Origin of the sequence: Cognatilysobacter tabacisoli (assembly GCF_003586305.1) — a bacterium.
In the GTDB taxonomy this organism is placed as follows: Bacteria; Pseudomonadota; Gammaproteobacteria; order Xanthomonadales; family Xanthomonadaceae; genus Cognatilysobacter_A; species Cognatilysobacter_A tabacisoli.
Genome location: NZ_QXJI01000001.1, coordinates 252942 through 266416, shown reverse-complemented (window position 1 = coordinate 266416; position 13475 = coordinate 252942). Strand labels below are relative to the sequence as shown.

At 72.0% G+C, this 13475-nt stretch carries 17 protein-coding genes, 2 tRNA genes and 1 other RNA gene; 5 read left to right on the top strand and 15 right to left on the bottom strand.

The window, feature by feature from the left end:
• Positions 1 to 76 precede the first annotated feature (76 nt).
• From D3A60_RS05855 to dnaX, 4 genes are all read right to left on the bottom strand, one after another.
• Positions 77 to 433: a histidine triad nucleotide-binding protein gene (locus tag D3A60_RS05855; RefSeq protein WP_119717797.1), complete on the bottom strand. Its 357-nt coding sequence runs from the start codon at positions 431 to 433 to the stop codon at positions 77 to 79.
• 172 nt (positions 434 to 605) lie between these two features.
• Positions 606 to 1205 carry a recombination mediator RecR gene (gene recR / locus D3A60_RS05845; RefSeq protein ID WP_119717796.1) on the bottom strand — a complete coding sequence of 200 codons (600 nt, stop codon included), beginning with the start codon at positions 1203 to 1205 and terminating at the stop codon, positions 606 to 608.
• 22 nt (positions 1206 to 1227) lie between these two features.
• Positions 1228 to 1557 (bottom strand): YbaB/EbfC family nucleoid-associated protein, encoded by a 330-nt coding sequence (locus tag D3A60_RS05840; RefSeq protein WP_119717795.1) that lies wholly within the window; start codon positions 1555 to 1557, stop codon positions 1228 to 1230.
• Positions 1558 to 1589: 32 nt separating this feature from the next.
• Positions 1590 to 3422, bottom strand: a complete 1833-nt coding sequence (gene dnaX / locus D3A60_RS05835) for a DNA polymerase III subunit gamma/tau (protein ID WP_119717794.1) — start codon at positions 3420 to 3422, stop codon at positions 1590 to 1592.
• A gap of 261 nt (positions 3423 to 3683) precedes the next feature.
• On the opposite strand from dnaX, the gene D3A60_RS05830 reads away from it, so the two are divergent.
• Positions 3684 to 3776 (top strand) — tRNA-Ser (locus tag D3A60_RS05830).
• 93 nt (positions 3777 to 3869) lie between these two features.
• An RNA gene (gene ffs / locus D3A60_RS05825) (signal recognition particle sRNA small type) lies at positions 3870 to 3966 on the top strand.
• An 88-nt stretch (positions 3967 to 4054) separates the two neighbouring features.
• Here ffs and D3A60_RS05820 read toward each other — a convergent pair.
• Genes D3A60_RS05820 through D3A60_RS05790 form a run of 7 tightly spaced genes read right to left on the bottom strand, consistent with a single transcriptional unit; the run spans position 4055 to position 8841 of the window.
• On the bottom strand, positions 4055 to 5077 hold the full coding sequence (locus D3A60_RS05820; RefSeq protein WP_119717793.1) for a YncE family protein: 1023 nt from the start codon (positions 5075 to 5077) through the stop codon (positions 4055 to 4057).
• Positions 5078 to 5117: 40 nt separating this feature from the next.
• Positions 5118 to 5543 carry a molybdenum cofactor biosynthesis protein MoaE gene (locus tag D3A60_RS05815; RefSeq protein WP_231120422.1) on the bottom strand — a complete coding sequence of 142 codons (426 nt, stop codon included), beginning with the start codon at positions 5541 to 5543 and terminating at the stop codon, positions 5118 to 5120.
• Positions 5544 to 5545: 2 nt separating this feature from the next.
• A complete protein-coding gene (gene moaD, locus D3A60_RS05810; RefSeq protein ID WP_119717792.1) occupies positions 5546 to 5788 on the bottom strand; it encodes a molybdopterin converting factor subunit 1 in 243 nt (80 codons plus the stop codon).
• Complete coding sequence (gene moaC / locus D3A60_RS05805) at positions 5785 to 6273, bottom strand: cyclic pyranopterin monophosphate synthase MoaC (RefSeq protein WP_269203659.1); 489 nt, start codon at positions 6271 to 6273, stop codon at positions 5785 to 5787. Before moaC ends, moaD begins: the two co-directional genes overlap by 4 nt.
• Positions 6274 to 6323: 50 nt before the next feature.
• A complete protein-coding gene (moaA, locus tag D3A60_RS05800) occupies positions 6324 to 7325 on the bottom strand; it encodes a GTP 3',8-cyclase MoaA (protein WP_119717790.1) in 1002 nt (333 codons plus the stop codon).
• Between the two features lie 8 nt (positions 7326 to 7333).
• Positions 7334 to 8092 (bottom strand): MBL fold metallo-hydrolase, encoded by a 759-nt coding sequence (locus tag D3A60_RS05795; protein ID WP_119717789.1) that lies wholly within the window; start codon positions 8090 to 8092, stop codon positions 7334 to 7336.
• Positions 8092 to 8841, bottom strand: a complete 750-nt coding sequence (locus D3A60_RS05790) for a 3-deoxy-D-manno-octulosonic acid kinase (protein ID WP_119717788.1) — start codon at positions 8839 to 8841, stop codon at positions 8092 to 8094. The genes D3A60_RS05795 and D3A60_RS05790 overlap by 1 nt, the downstream gene beginning before the upstream one ends.
• Before the next feature lie 22 nt (positions 8842 to 8863).
• Here D3A60_RS05790 and D3A60_RS05785 point away from each other — a divergent pair, with 22 nt between their 5' ends.
• A complete protein-coding gene (locus D3A60_RS05785; RefSeq protein WP_119717787.1) occupies positions 8864 to 9925 on the top strand; it encodes a glycosyltransferase family 9 protein in 1062 nt (353 codons plus the stop codon).
• Between the two features lie 37 nt (positions 9926 to 9962).
• Here D3A60_RS05785 and D3A60_RS05780 read toward each other — a convergent pair whose 3' ends face one another.
• On the bottom strand, positions 9963 to 10370 hold the full coding sequence (locus tag D3A60_RS05780; protein ID WP_119717786.1) for a DUF6165 family protein: 408 nt from the start codon (positions 10368 to 10370) through the stop codon (positions 9963 to 9965).
• 101 nt (positions 10371 to 10471) lie between these two features.
• On the opposite strand from D3A60_RS05780, the gene D3A60_RS05775 reads away from it, so the two are divergent.
• Together D3A60_RS05775 and D3A60_RS05770 are read left to right on the top strand one after the other, a co-directional pair.
• A tRNA-Ser gene (locus D3A60_RS05775) sits at positions 10472 to 10562 on the top strand.
• A 202-nt stretch (positions 10563 to 10764) separates the two neighbouring features.
• Positions 10765 to 11469, top strand: a complete 705-nt coding sequence (locus D3A60_RS05770; protein WP_119717785.1) for a PP2C family protein-serine/threonine phosphatase — start codon at positions 10765 to 10767, stop codon at positions 11467 to 11469.
• A gap of 33 nt (positions 11470 to 11502) precedes the next feature.
• Here the strand turns inward: D3A60_RS05770 and dnaQ are convergent, their stop codons facing one another.
• Genes dnaQ through D3A60_RS05755 form a run of 3 tightly spaced genes read right to left on the bottom strand, consistent with a single transcriptional unit; the run spans position 11503 to position 13452 of the window.
• On the bottom strand, positions 11503 to 12249 hold the full coding sequence (gene dnaQ / locus D3A60_RS05765; protein WP_119717784.1) for a DNA polymerase III subunit epsilon: 747 nt from the start codon (positions 12247 to 12249) through the stop codon (positions 11503 to 11505).
• 31 nt (positions 12250 to 12280) lie between these two features.
• On the bottom strand, positions 12281 to 12754 hold the full coding sequence (gene rnhA / locus D3A60_RS05760) for a ribonuclease HI (protein WP_119717783.1): 474 nt from the start codon (positions 12752 to 12754) through the stop codon (positions 12281 to 12283).
• A 14-nt stretch (positions 12755 to 12768) separates the two neighbouring features.
• Complete coding sequence (locus tag D3A60_RS05755; protein WP_119717782.1) at positions 12769 to 13452, bottom strand: methyltransferase domain-containing protein; 684 nt, start codon at positions 13450 to 13452, stop codon at positions 12769 to 12771.
• Between the last annotated feature and the right edge of the window lie 23 nt (positions 13453 to 13475).

Genomic DNA, 13475 nt, shown 5'->3' with positions numbered 1-13475 from the left:
TTTGTATTTGGGAGTCGCCGACCTACGCGACGCAGGCGCGGCACGCCGTCATCGACATGCGGGTCGGCCGTCGGGATCAGGAATCCCGGGCCGTGCCGAACCGCCCCAGCGGCGCGCCCGCCAGCAGGTGCAGGTGCACCTGGAACACCGTTTGCCCGCCGTGCCCGTTGCAGTTGATGACGACGCGGTAGCCGTCGTCGGCGAAGCCCTCGCGCTTCGCATACGCCGCCGCGGCGATCGCCAGGCGCCCGACCACCTCCGGCTGTGACGCGGGCAGGTCGTTGAGCGTCGCCACGTCGACCTTCGGCACGAACAGCACGTGCACCGGCGCCTGCGGCGCGATGTCGCGGAACGCGATCACGTGCTCGTCCTCGAACACGATGTCGGCCGGGATCTCGCGGCGGATGATCTTGTGGAAGATGGTATCGGTCATCGGGCTGTTCCCTGCGTGCCTTGCGTGCCTTGCGTGCCTTGCGTGCCTTGCGTGTCTTGCGTGTCTTGCGTGTCTTGCGTGTCTTGCGTGTCTTGCGTGTGTTGCTTGTCTTGCGTGTGTTGCTTGTGTTGCGTCTGTTGCTTGTGGAACGTGCGGCCGTGCGGCTGCCGGCTCAGTCGGCCATCTCGCTGCGGCCGCCGAACGCATGCGACAGCGTGCCGCGGTCGACGTATTCGAGCTCGCCGCCGAGCGGGACGCCGTGCGCGAGCCGGGTCGGCCGCACCGCATGCTGGCGCGCCAGCTGGGCCAGGTAGTGCGCGGTTGCCTCGCCCTCGACGGTCGGGTTGGTCGCGATGATCAGCTCCTGCACCTCGCCTTCGGCCAGCCGCGCGGCGAGCGTGTCCAGGCCCAGTTCGCGCGGCCCGATCCCGTCCAGCGGGCTGAGCCGGCCCTGCAGGATGAAGTACAGGCCGCGGAAGCCGGTCGCCTGCTCGATCGCCAGCCGGTCGGCCGGCGACTCGACCGCGCACAGCAGGTGCGCGTCGCGCGATGCGCTCGCGCAGGTGCCGCAGACCTCCGTTTCGCTAAAGTCGCGGCAGCGCACGCAGTGGCCGACCTTTTCGATCGCCGCGCCGAGCGCGTCGGCGAGGCGCTGGCCGCCAGCGCGCTCGCGTTCGAGCACGTGGTAGGCCATGCGCTGCGCCGACTTGGGCCCGACGCCGGGCAGCACGCGGAACGCGTCGATCAGCTGTTCGAGCAGCGGCGAGGTCATGCAGTCGGCGCGGCGAGGTCGATCAGAAGCCCAGGCCCGGCAGCTTCATGCCCGGCGGGATCGGCATGCCGGCCGTGGCGGCGCCCATCTTCGACTGCGACTCGGCGTTGGCCTTGTTGACGGCATCGTTGAACGCGGCCGCGACGAGGTCTTCGGCCATTTCCGGATCGGCAAGCACGCTCGGGTCGATGCGCACCTTGCGGCACTCCATCCGGCCGGTCAGCGTCACGCTGACCATGCCGCCGCCGGCGCTGCCGGTGACCTCGAGCTTGGCCAGCTCTTCCTGGGCGCGCTGCAGGTTTTCCTGCATCTTCTGCGCCTGCTGCATCAGTTGGGCGATGTTTCCACGCATGTCTGTTCTCGCTTGCGTCGTGTGTGGGGTGGTCAGTCGTCGAAGGGCCGGATCGAATCCGGCACCAGCTTCGCGCCGTGCTGCGACATCAGCCGCTGCACGTCGGGGGAACTCATGAACGCCTGCTCGGCCGCGCCCTGGCGTTCGTCGCGGGCTCGGTCGCTGCGCTGGCGCAGCGATTCGACCGGCTGCTCGGCGGTCTCGAAGCGGATCTGCGGCGGCGCGCCGAGCGTCGGTGCGAGCGCGTCGGCGACCAGCTTGACCATCGCCGCGCCGCGCAGGTGTTCGTCGGTCGGGCCCAGCGTCAGGCGCAGCACGCCGTCGGCATAGCCGACGAAGCCGGCGTGCTCGGCCAGCAGACGCGCCGGGCCGCGCAGGTTGCTCGCGGCGACCAGGGCGGCCCACGCGTCGGCGTCGGCGATGTCGCCGGTGTAGACGGCGCGATTCGGAGCGGCCGCTGCGTCGGCCGCCGGCAGCGAGATTGCCGGCGCGGTTGGAGCGGGCGCCGTTTGAGCCGGTTGACGTGCCGCGGGCGCGACCGGCGTGCTGGCCGACGCGACCGTGCGCTGCGTATCGCGCGGGGGCGTGGCCGGTTCAGCGGCGCGCGGGGCCGGCGTGGCGAGCTCGCGTGCGGCCGCCGCGGCAGCCCCCGTCGGCGCGACGCGCGGCGCCGCGGCGGAAACGTTGGCGTCGGATGCCGCCGCCGTGGGCGCGCGGGCCGGCGCGGCCGAACGGCCCGGCGCGCCGCTGCCGGCGGTCGCCGCGTCGCTGCCGGCCGGGCGGAACGCCAGCATCCGCAGCACGGTCATCTCGAAGCCGGCGCGCGGGCTCGGCGCAAGCGGCAGGTCGCGGCGTCCGTGCAGCGCCATCTGGTACCACAGCTGCACCAGCTCGGGCCGCAGCGCCGAGGCGAGCGCATCGATGTCGACGCCATCGGCCTCGACCGCCGCGTCCGGCACCAGCTGGCGCACCTGCACGCGGTGCAGCGCATCGGCCAGCGCGTCGAGCACGCCGGACCAGTCCGGCGAGAACTCGCCGAGCGCGGCGACTTCGTCCATCACCGCGCTGCCCGCGCCGCCGGCCAGCGCGGCGAGCAGCGCGCCCACGCGGGTGCGGTCGACGGTGCCGAGCATCGCCGCCACCGCGGCGTCCTCGAGCCGCGAGCCCGATGTGTTCGCGCCGGAGTACGCGATCGCCTGGTCGAGCAGCGACAGCCCGTCGCGCAGGCTGCCGTCGGCGGCCTTGCTGAGCTGGCGGATCGCGCCGGCGTCGACATCGATGCCCTCGGCGGCGAGGATCCGGGTCATCTGCCCGCTGATCTGCGCCTCGTCCAGCCGCTTCAGATTGAACTGCAGGCAGCGCGACAGCACGGTCACCGGCAGCTTCTGCGGGTCGGTCGTCGCCAGCAGGAACTTCACGTGCCCCGGCGGCTCTTCCAGCGTCTTCAGCAGCGCGTTGAACGCCGCCTTCGACAGCATGTGCACTTCGTCGATCAGGTAGACCTTCACCCGGCCGCGGCTGGGCATGTACTGCGCGTTCTCGATCACCTCGCGCACGTCGTCGACGCCGGTGTTCGACGCGGCGTCGATCTCGAGCAGGTCGATGAAGCGGCCGGCGTCGATGTCGCGGCAGCTGTTGCACTCGCCGCACGGATCGGCCGACGTGCCCTGCTCGCAGTTCAGCGACTTCGCAAAGATCCGGGCGATGGTGGTCTTGCCGACGCCGCGCGTGCCGGTGAACAGGAACGCGTGGTGGACGCGACCGGTGCCGAGCGCGTTGGTCAGCGCGCGCACGACGTGTTCCTGCCCGACCAGTTCGGCGAAGCGCTTCGGGCGCCATTTGCGGGCGAGGACGAGGTAGGACATCGGATCCTTATCGCGGTCGGGCGGCGTGGAGCGGGCGGGAATTCGGCGTTGCCGGGCAGGCCGGCGCGCGTTTGCGGCGAAGCGCACGGACCGCCTGGCGAGGCATGCGGCATTGTGCCACGGCGCATCGGATCGCCCCGGCGGCGCACCGTCGCCGGCGCGCCCGGCGAGCGCCGCGCTTGTTCCAAACCCCCGCCGGGGCTAGACTTTGCGACCCTGAAAACGGCCGGATGCCGCGTTCAGGGCAGTGGTCCCAGGTGCGGAGAGGTGTCCGAGTGGTTGAAGGAGCACGCCTGGAAAGTGTGTAAGCGTCTAAACCGCGCTTCGGGGGTTCGAATCCCCCTCTCTCCGCCAGACCGCAGCACCACGCCCCACGCAGAACGTCCCACGCGAACCTGCTTCGCGACGCTTTACAGCAAGTCTCCACGCAACTGTCCATGGTGGCCCCGTTGGCGCCTCCGCGACGATAGGTCGAAAACCCCGCCAGGGCCGGAAGGCAGCAACGGTATCGACTGATTCGGGCGCCGGAGTCACGCTGGCGGGGCCATCGCCTTTGCGGGGCGGCGCGAATCGCGCATCGCAGACCCATGCCGCCCGCGCTCGCCGTCGCCCCAGCACACCGCGCCGGCGGTTCAGTCCCGACCGGGAGCGATCGCGAGCGCGTCGGGCTCGCGTCCGGTCGGCCATCGCGCCGTCACCGTGCCCGCATCGAGGTCGACGACGGCGATCTCATCGCCGCCGCTGATCGCCACGTAGGCGCGGCGGCCGTCGGGATCGGCGACCACACCAATCGGCAGCGCCGCGCGACCCAGCAGCGTGTCGCGGTACTCGGCGCCATCGCGGGCCAGCGCGACGCTGCGCTCGACGCGACGGGTCTTCGCATCGACCACCGACAGCGTGGCCGCGCGGGCGTTGGTCACGAGCGCGCGGCGCCCGTCGTCCGTGAACACCACGCGGATTGGGAAGCCCGGACTCGGCACGGTCGCCCGGATGGCCAGCGTGTCGGGGTCGTGCACGGTGACGGTGCCGGCCTCGCGGTTGCTGACCCACACTTCGCCGGTGCGCGGATGGACCGCCACGCCCTCGGCGCCAGCGCCTGCGGCGGCCTCGAGCGTCTTTCGGCCGCGTTCGAGGTCGACGCGGCTCAGCGTGCCGCTGTCGATCTTGGTCACGAAGGCCGCACGGCCATCGGCCGACAGCGCGACCATGTGGCCGCGGCCGTCGCCCATCGGGACCGCGCGCTCCACGCGGCCGGCGGCGAGGTCGACGAGCACCAGCGTGCGCGCCGCCTCGGTCGTGACGACGACGCGCTGACCGCCGGGCAGGAAGCGCACGCCGTGCGGGCGCCCTTGCTCGCCGAGCGCCACGGTCCGCACGGTGGCTGTCGCCATGTCGACGACGGTCAGGCTGTTGCCCGCGGTCGCCGCGCCGTAATTCGTCACCACCGCACGTCGCCCGTCGCCGTTGACGACGACCTCGTGCGGGCCGTCGCCGGTGGCGATCTCGCCGAGCCGGCGGCCGTCCTCCAGCGACAGGCGCCACAGCGTGTCGGCGGACTTGTTGCCGACCAGCAGTTCGGCCGCCGCAAGCGGAGCGGCAGCCGCCAGCAAAGCGGCCAGCGATGCCACGGCGGCGCAGCGGGCACTCACGGACATGCGTGAACCTCCTCGTGGATGAATGGTCGCGCGGGCCGACTCAGCGTGGACCGTCGGGGTGAAGCCACTGCGCATCGCCGTCGGCGTAGCGCTCGTGCTTCCAGATCGGCACGTGCGCCTTGACCTCGTCGATGATCCAGCGGCACGCGCCGAACGCGGCGTCGCGATGGGCCGCACCGACGCCGACCCACACCGCCAGCTCGCCGAGCGCGAGGTCGCCCACGCGGTGCACGCAGCGCGCATCGGTGATCGCGAAGCGGGACCGCGCTTCGTCGAGGATCCGTCCGCCCTCGCGCTCGGCCAGTTCGAGATAGGCCTCGTAGCGCAGTCCGCCGACCGCGCGGCCCGCATGGTGGTTGCGCACCCAGCCTTCGAAGCTGGCGTAGGCGCCGGCGCGCTCGTCCAGCAGCTGCGCGCGCAGCGGCGCGACGTCGAACGGCGCGTCGGCGATGCGGAAGCGCCTCACGATCAGCCTCCCGACACCGGCGGAATGAAGGCGACCTCGCTGCCGTCGCGCACCGGCGCGTCCCAGCGCACGAATGCGCCGTCCACCGCCACGCGCAGCCGCTCGCGCGGCAGGGCGAACCCGTGCCGGGCCCGCAGCGCGTCGTACAGCGAGCCGAGGTCGCCGTCGCTGGCGACCTCTTCGCGATCGCGTCCGGCCGCGTCGCGGAGGCTGGCGAAATACAGCACCGTCACCGTCGCGCTCATCCCAGCGAACCGACGTCGCGCTTGCCGCCTCGTTTGGCGACCAGCTTCGCCGGGCCAATCACGATGCGATGGCTCAGCGCCTTGCACATGTCGTAGACGGTCAGCGCGGCGATCGTTGCGCCGGTCAGTGCTTCCATCTCGACGCCGGTGCGATGTGTGGTCCGCACCGTGCATTCGATCCGCAGCGCGGTGTCGCCGTCCCAGTCGATCGCGAAGCGGACGCCGTCGATCGGCAGCGGATGGCAGAACGGGATCAACTCGTGCGTGCGCTTGACCGCCATCGTGCCGGCGATGATCGCGGTGTCGACCACGCCGCCCTTGGCGCTCTTCAGGCCGCTGCGGCGGAGCATGGCGGCCACCGCGGCCGGAAAGCGCACCCGGCACTCGGCCCGGGCCTCGCGCGGCGTGGCGGCCTTGGCCGACACGTCGACCATGGCCGGGCGCCCGTCGGGGTCGAGATGGGTGAGGCGCGGCGTCTTGTTCACGGCTCGATTGTACGAGGCCGCGGCCCCGGGTGATGCAGGCCGCCGTGCCGTCACCCGCCGACGAGGAACATCTCCACCTTGCGGCGCTCCGGCGTGGTGGCGCGCAGCTCGCTGTAGCGGTCGGCGCGCATCGCCCACAGCGCGTGCACGTGCGCGGCCAACGCCGCCTCGCCCCGGCCGATGACGGCCCGCAACGGCTGGCCGCCGGACGCGAACAAGCAGGTGTACAGCGTGCCGTCCGCCGCGATGCGGGCGCGGTGGCAATCGCCGCAGAACGGGGCATTGACCGAGCTGACGAACCCCACTTCCCCGCTGCCATCGGCGAACGCGTAGCGCGAGGCGACTTCGCCGCGGTAATTGGCGTCGAGCGGCCGCAGCGGCCAGCGCGCGTCGATCCGGTCGCGAAGCTCGCTCGAAGGCACGACGCCCTCGCGCCGCCAGCCGTTGCAGTTGCCGACGTCCATGTACTCGATGAAGCGCATGACGTGGCCGTGCTCGCGCGCGAACGCGACCAGCGGTTCGACCTCGCCGTCGTTGACGCCGCGCTGGACCACGCAGTTCAGCTTGACCGGCGCGAACCCGGCTGCGCGCGCCGCGCCGATACCGGCGAGCACCGTCGCCACGTCGCCGCGATCGCCCGACATCGCGCGGAACAGCGCCGGATCGAGCGCATCGAGACTGAGGGTGATCCGCCGCAGCCCGGCCTCGTGTAGCGGCCGCGCCAGCGGCGCCAGCAAGGTGCCGTTGGTGGTCAACGCGAGGTCGTCGAGTCCGTCGATCCGCGCCAGGCGCGCGACCAGCTCCGGCAGGCGCTTGCGCAGCAGCGGTTCGCCACCGGTCAGGCGCAGCTTGCGCACCCCGAGGCGCACGAATGCGCGCACCAGCGTCTCGATTTCGTTGAACGACAGCCGCGACGCGGCGTCGAGCCCGTAGTCGTCCGGCACCTGATCGGCGGGCATGCAGTACGGGCAGCGGAAATTGCACGCCTCGATCACCGACAGCCGCAGGTCGTGCAGCGGCCGGCCGAGCGCATCGACGGCGTCCCCGTGCATGGGGACGCTCACGCCGCTCCGGCGCGCGGGGCGGTGGTATCGGCCAGCGCGATGACCTCGCCCGGCCGCCCGATGCGGTAGCCGCGCGCCGCCAGCGCGTCGCCGTCCCCGCGGCTGGCGTAGTGGTACAGCACGCAGCGCTGCAGCAGCGCCGGCGGGTACTCGCGCTCGAGGTCGTCGATGCCGCTGTGCGACGGGTTGCCGTGCAGCGCGCAGTCGTGCGCGATCACCTCGCCGGCGTCGGCGAACTTCGCCAGCGTCTCCGGAATCGGCCGGGTGTCCCCGGTCCACACCACGCTGCCGTGCAGGCGCAGGCCGAACGACGTGTCCGGCCAGTGGTGGCGGGTGGCGAAAACCTCCAGCCGCACGCCGTCGTGCCAGAACGCATCGCCGACCGGCACCAGCTGGAACGCATCCCAGAAGTTCGCGCCGCCTTCGGCCAGCGGGTTCGGGTAGTCGGCCACGCGCCGGTGCAGCAGCGGCACCAGCGGCGCCGGTACGTACACACGCACGCGGCCGCGGCGCGACGGGGCGAAGTAGCTGTCGACGAACAGTCGCTCGAAGCCGGCGACGTGGTCCAGGTGAGCGTGGGTGACGAACAGCGCTTCGGGTGCGTGGCCGTAGTGCGCCAGGTACGCGGTCAGGCCTTCGCCCCCGCAGTCGATCGTCAGCCACGGCCGGCCGTCGCGCTCGATCGTCGCCATCGCCGAGCCCAGCTCCACGGCCGAGGCGTTGCCGACGCCCTGCAGTCGCAGCTGCCAGCCCATCAGGTGCCCCGCTCCCAGACCCGTTCGTAGGCCGAGCGCAGGCGCTCGAAGTCGCGTTCGATCTCCGCCACCGGCCGTTCGCCGCGCAGCTTCAGCAGCGAGCGCTTCAGCCGCGCCAGGTTGCCCTTGCGCCACGCGGTCGCGGGGATGCGCTGCTGGCCGCGGTCGAGGTCGATGACCCAACCGCGCGCGGTCGGATCGAACAGCAGGTTGTGCGCATTCAAGTCGGCATGGTCCAGCCCGGCGCGATGGAAGCGCGCGATCAGCCGGCCGGCCTCCTCCCACGGCGCGCCGTCGCCGGCGACGGCGGCGCGGTCGGCGAGCGAACGCACGTCGGGCAGACGCTCGAGCAGGATCGCGGCGGTGTAGCGCATGCCGTCGCGGCGGTACATCGCGGCGATCGGCCGGGGCACAGGCACGCCCTTCTCGGCCATTGCGCGGGTCAGCCGGAACTCGGCGAAGCTGCGGGTCTTGGACGCGCCGTGCCACCAGTAGCGGTCGCGGTTGAATTGAGCGACCAGCCCGCCGCGCAGGTAGCGGCGCAGCAGTGCGGGGCCGAACGGCGCGTCGACGAACCACGCCCCGCCGCGCCCACCGCTTTCGACCGGACGCGCGGCCGTTCCCCAGTACGATGGCGAGAACCACTCGGGGTTGGCTTGCCGCACGCGGGTGGCGTCGAACAGAATCGCGCCGTACCCGCTCTCGTCGCGGAACGGCGTCAGTCCCTCGGTTGCGTCATACCCCGTCATTCCCGCGAGTCTAGCAATTCACGTGCCCACATCACCCCGCTCGCTGTGCCTGCTGCGGCTGTCCGCGCTGGGCGATGTCACCCACGTCGTGCCGCTGGTGCGCACGCTGCAGGCCGCATGGCCCGACGCGGACCTGACCTGGGTGATCGGCAAGGGCGAACACCGGCTGCTGGCCGGCCTTCCGGGCGTGACGTTCGTCGAGTACGACAAGCGCTCCGGCCTCGCCGGCATGCGCGCGCTGCGCCGCGAGCTGAAGGCGCAACCGGGTGCGGCGCGGGGCTTCGACGCGCTGCTGCAGATGCAGGTGGCGGCGCGCGCCAACCTTCTGTCCGCGTTCATCCCGGCCGCGCGGCGCATCGGCTACGACCGCGCGCGATCCAAGGACGGCCACGGGCTGTTCGTCAACGAGCGCATCCCCGCGCGGCCGGGCATCCACGTGCTCGACACGATCGGCAGCTTCTGCGAGCCGCTGGGGCTGCGGCAGGCGCAGGTGCGCTGGGACCTGCCGGTGCCCGATGAGGCCCGCGACTGGGCGCGCGCGCAGTGGCCCGACGACGGCGTGCCGACGATGCTCGTCTCGCCGTGCTCGAGCCACGTCCGGCGCAACTGGCGTGCGGACCGCCACGCCGCACTGGCCGACCATGCGATCGACCGCGGCTGGCGGGTGGTGCTGTGCGGTGGGCGCAGCGACCTCGAGCGCGCCACCGGCGACGCGATCCTCGCGTCGATGCGCCGAGCCGGCGCGCTGGACCTGATCGGCAAGGACAGCCTCAAGCAGCTGCCGGCGCTGCTCGAGCGCGGCCGGCTGCTGGTGACGCCGGACTCCGGCCCGATGCACATCGCCAATGCGATGGGCACCAAGGTGCTGGGGCTTCACGCCGCCAGCAACCCGGCGCGAAGCGGCCCGTATTCGGACCGCCGCTACTGTGTCGACCGCTACGACGACGCGGCGCGCAGGTTCCTCGGCAAGCCCGCCGCCGACCTCGGCTGGGGCACCAAGATCGAGCACGACGGCGTCATGGACCTGGTCACGGTCGACGACGCGGTGGCCGCGTTCGAGCGCTACGTCGCCGACCACGCCTGAATCGCCACCGCGCGGAGCGGCGGGCGGAACGGCCCCGTCAGGGCGCGTCGCCGCTGCGGTAGTCCTGGTACGACTTCTCCTCGACGTAGCTGGAGCCCAGCGCGAGGTTGATGTCCTTCTTGATCCGCGCGCGCTCGTCATTCTCGAAGTAGACGGCGCGGGCCAGGCGGATGAACTCCTCGTCGAAGGCGCGGGCCTTCTCCTTCAGCCGGATGTCGTCCTCGATCACCCACAGACGCTCGTTCACGGCCTTGAGGTCGGCGCGCAGCTTGGCGATGTCGCCGCCGGCCGCGGGGTGGGCCATCCAGGTCTGTTCCAGGGCCGACAGCTCGTGGCGGACGTTGGCCAGCTTGGCTTCGTCGGTCATGCGCTCGGACTTGATCTGCAGGATGGCGATCTTGTCCAGCAGTTCGCCGAAGGACACCGGGACGAGGATTTCGGACATGGGCCGGCCGTGGGTGTGGGAGGCCGGACAGTGTAGCCGGGCCCTCGGACGCCTTGTCTGCCAACGCCCGGCCCCGTATCATTCGCGGCTCGCGACGCACCGGAGAGGTGGCAGAGCGGTTGAATGTACCTGACTCGAAATCAGGCAGGCGTTTATAGCGCCTCGGGGGTTCGAATCCCCCCCTCTCCGCCAGATTCGCACAGCGCCCCCTCGCGGGGCGTTTTGCGTTTCTGGGCCACTGGGCGACGCGATGCGGCGATCCGCCACGGTATGGAATCGATCGGCGGTACTGAATGGTGAGGGTTATCCCGGGTTACGCACGCGGCCGGGCCGCGGGCACGATTGCGTTAACCGTTTTCAAGCAACCGGCGACGCGAACCGGCATCATCGACCCATGATCGAATTCGGCCATCTCACGCACGTCGGCCTGCGCCGCGACCTGAACGAAGATACGTACTACGGCGACAGCGACCTGGGCCTGTGGCTGGTGGCCGACGGCATGGGCGGCCACGAGTACGGCGAGGTGGCGAGCGCTCTGGCGCGCGAGACGATCGTGCGCGAGATCCGCGACGGCACGCCGCTCGCGCAGGCGATCCGGATCGCCGACGAAGAGATCATCCGCACGTCCCGCCGTCGCAACGACGCCCTGCCGATGGGCACCACCGTGGTGGCCGCGCGCGTGGCGGGCAACCGCTTCGAGGTGGCCTGGGTCGGCGACAGCCGCGTGTACCTGTGGCGGGACGGCCACCTCGCCCAGCTGTCGCAGGACCACAGCTACGTGCAGGAGCTGATCGCCAACGGCGCGATCACCCACGAGCAGGCCCGCAGCCACCCGCACCGCAACGTGGTGACGCAGGCGCTGGGGGTCACCGACCCGCGCAACCTCAACGTCGAGACGATGACCGGCGAACTGCGCCCGGGCATGCAGCTGCTGCTGTGCAGCGACGGGCTCACCGAGGAGGTCGACGACCGCAACATCGCGCGGGTGCTCGCCGGGCTCGACTGCAGCGCGCAGGAGTGCGTCGACACGCTGGTGGCCGCCGCGCTCGACGGCGGCGGGTCGGACAACATCACCGTGGTGCTGGTGCGCAGCCAGTAGCGCGAGGTCCCGCGGTCCGCGCGGTCCGCCGGCTCACGCCAGCGCGGGCACGTCCGCGTCGACCGCCACGGCAGGCGCCTGCCACTGGTCCCACATGGCCTTCCCGGCCTTCTTCCGCAGCCGTTCTAGGCGGGCCTCGTGCGCGGCGAGCTCGTCGTCGGCCACCACCACGCGCGGGCGCGGCGCGTCGGCTCGCAACTGCAGTCCGGGCATCGGACCCGCCGCGGCGGCCGCGTTCGGCTCGGCGAAGCCGATCTCCTCCTGGCCGGACGTCAGCGCGATGTAGACGTCCGCGAGGATCTGCGCGTCGAGCAGCGCGCCGTGCAGCTGGCGATGCGAGTTGTCGACGCCCAGCCGCTTGCACAGCGCGTCGAGCGAGTTGCGCTGCCCCGGGAAGCGCTGGCGCGCCATCAGCAGCGAATCCTCGATCGAGCAGCGATCGGCCAGCCGGCCGTACTGCGCGCCGGCCAGCCGCAGCTCGTTGTCGAGGAAGCCGACGTCGAACGCGGCGTTGTGGATCACCAGCTCGGCCCCGTCGATGAAGGCGAGGAACTCGTCGACCACCTGGGCGAACTTCGGCTTGTCGGCCAGGAACTCCACGGTCAGGCCGGTGACCTCCTGCGCGCCCTGCTCGAACTGGCACTCGGGGTTGAGGTAGGTGTGGAACGTGCGGCCGGTCGGTCGGCGCTCGACGAACTCGACGCAGCCGATTTCGACCACGCGGTTGCCGCGTTCCCAGCTCAGGCCGGTGGTTTCGGTGTCGAGGATGATCTGGCGCATCGGTCGATTATGCCGTGGCGGGGCCGGTCACTCAGCGCGCGGTCGCGGCGCGCCCGCGCAGCTTTTCCGCGGCGGTGCGCGCGAGGACGTCGACGCGCTCGTTGTCCGGGTCGCCGGAGTGGCCCTTGACCCACCGCCAGTCGATGCGATGGCGGCCCGTCGCGGCGTGCAGCCGCTCCCACAGGTCGCGGTTCTTGACCGGGTCGCCGGCGGCGGTCTTCCAGCCGCGGCGGACCCAGTTCGCCATCCACTCGGTGATGCCCTGCCGCACGTACTGCGAATCGGTGATCAGCACCACGTCGCAGGCCTCGGTCAGTGTCTCGAGCGCCATGATCGCGGCCATCAGCTCCATGCGGTTGTTGGTGGTGTCGGGCTCGCCGCCGGCCAGTTCGCGCTCTCGGCCCTTGTAGCGTAGCAGGGCGCCCCAGCCGCCTGGTCCCGGATTGCCGAGGCAGGCGCCATCGGTGTGGATCTGCACGGACTTGCGTTCGATCGATGCGGTCATCGCGCCATTATCGCCTAGCCGCGCAGCTGGCCGGCGCGGACCGAGCCGGCGCCTTGCCAGCGCAGGCTGCGCAGCGGACGCGGCGGCACGATCGCGTACGTGCGCTTGGTGACGCTGAGCGCCAGCCCCGCGCGGGGCCAGTCGAGCGGCCCGACGCCGGCATCGCCGTGCGCGCTTCGCCAGTACGGCCCGATCCACTGCACGTTGACCGAATCGAGCGCGAAGCCGGCCCGGCGCAGCAGCGCCTGCCAGCGGCCTGGCCCGCGCACGCGCAGGCCCAGTCGCGCCCAGCGCAGCCGGTACGGACTCCACGGGTTCAGCGTCGCCAGCCACAGGGTGCCGCCGGGCGCGAGCACCCGTTCGCACTCGCCGAGCAGCGTGTCGAGCTCGAAACCGTCGTCCAGCGCATGCTGCAGCAGGACCGCGCCCAAAGACTCGCTCGCCAGCGGCAGCGGCAGCGCGCAGCGCACGGCGCCTTCGAAGCCGCCGTCGTGACGTCGCAGCAGCAGCCCGCGACCGCCGGGCACGTCCGGCGGCGTGGCGCCGGGGACCCCGAGCCACGCCCACGGCAGGGCCGGGCAGCCGGCGAGGACGCGCGCGACGGCTAGCGCCTCGACCTCCAGCACGCCCTGCCCGGCCTCGGTGGCGAACCAGTCCAGCGGCGTCGCGGGTTGACGGTCGGGCGACAGGGCGGGCATGGTCGGGCCGGCGGCGGACCCGG

Excerpts from the sequence above, each read along its gene's own strand:
- D3A60_RS05820 (WP_119717793.1), bottom strand. The coding sequence starts at position 5,077 with ATGTCCGTGAGTGCCCGCTGCGCCGCCGTGGCATCGCTGGCCGCTTTG.
- dnaX (WP_119717794.1), bottom strand. The coding sequence starts at position 3,422 with ATGTCCTACCTCGTCCTCGCCCGCAAATGGCGCCCGAAGCGCTTCGCC.
- D3A60_RS05770 (WP_119717785.1), top strand. The coding sequence starts at position 10,765 with ATGATCGAATTCGGCCATCTCACGCACGTCGGCCTGCGCCGCGACCTG.
- D3A60_RS05755 (WP_119717782.1), bottom strand. The coding sequence starts at position 13,452 with ATGCCCGCCCTGTCGCCCGACCGTCAACCCGCGACGCCGCTGGACTGG.
- D3A60_RS05840 (WP_119717795.1), bottom strand. The coding sequence starts at position 1,557 with ATGCGTGGAAACATCGCCCAACTGATGCAGCAGGCGCAGAAGATGCAG.
- moaD (WP_119717792.1), bottom strand. The coding sequence starts at position 5,788 with ATGAGCGCGACGGTGACGGTGCTGTATTTCGCCAGCCTCCGCGACGCG.
- D3A60_RS05790 (WP_119717788.1), bottom strand. The coding sequence starts at position 8,841 with ATGACGGGGTATGACGCAACCGAGGGACTGACGCCGTTCCGCGACGAG.
- D3A60_RS05780 (WP_119717786.1), bottom strand. The coding sequence starts at position 10,370 with ATGTCCGAAATCCTCGTCCCGGTGTCCTTCGGCGAACTGCTGGACAAG.
- dnaQ (WP_119717784.1), bottom strand. The coding sequence starts at position 12,249 with ATGCGCCAGATCATCCTCGACACCGAAACCACCGGCCTGAGCTGGGAA.
- D3A60_RS05855 (WP_119717797.1), bottom strand. The coding sequence starts at position 433 with ATGACCGATACCATCTTCCACAAGATCATCCGCCGCGAGATCCCGGCC.
- rnhA (WP_119717783.1), bottom strand. The coding sequence starts at position 12,754 with ATGACCGCATCGATCGAACGCAAGTCCGTGCAGATCCACACCGATGGC.
- recR (WP_119717796.1), bottom strand. The coding sequence starts at position 1,205 with ATGACCTCGCCGCTGCTCGAACAGCTGATCGACGCGTTCCGCGTGCTG.
- moaA (WP_119717790.1), bottom strand. The coding sequence starts at position 7,325 with ATGCACGGGGACGCCGTCGATGCGCTCGGCCGGCCGCTGCACGACCTG.
- D3A60_RS05795 (WP_119717789.1), bottom strand. The coding sequence starts at position 8,092 with ATGGGCTGGCAGCTGCGACTGCAGGGCGTCGGCAACGCCTCGGCCGTG.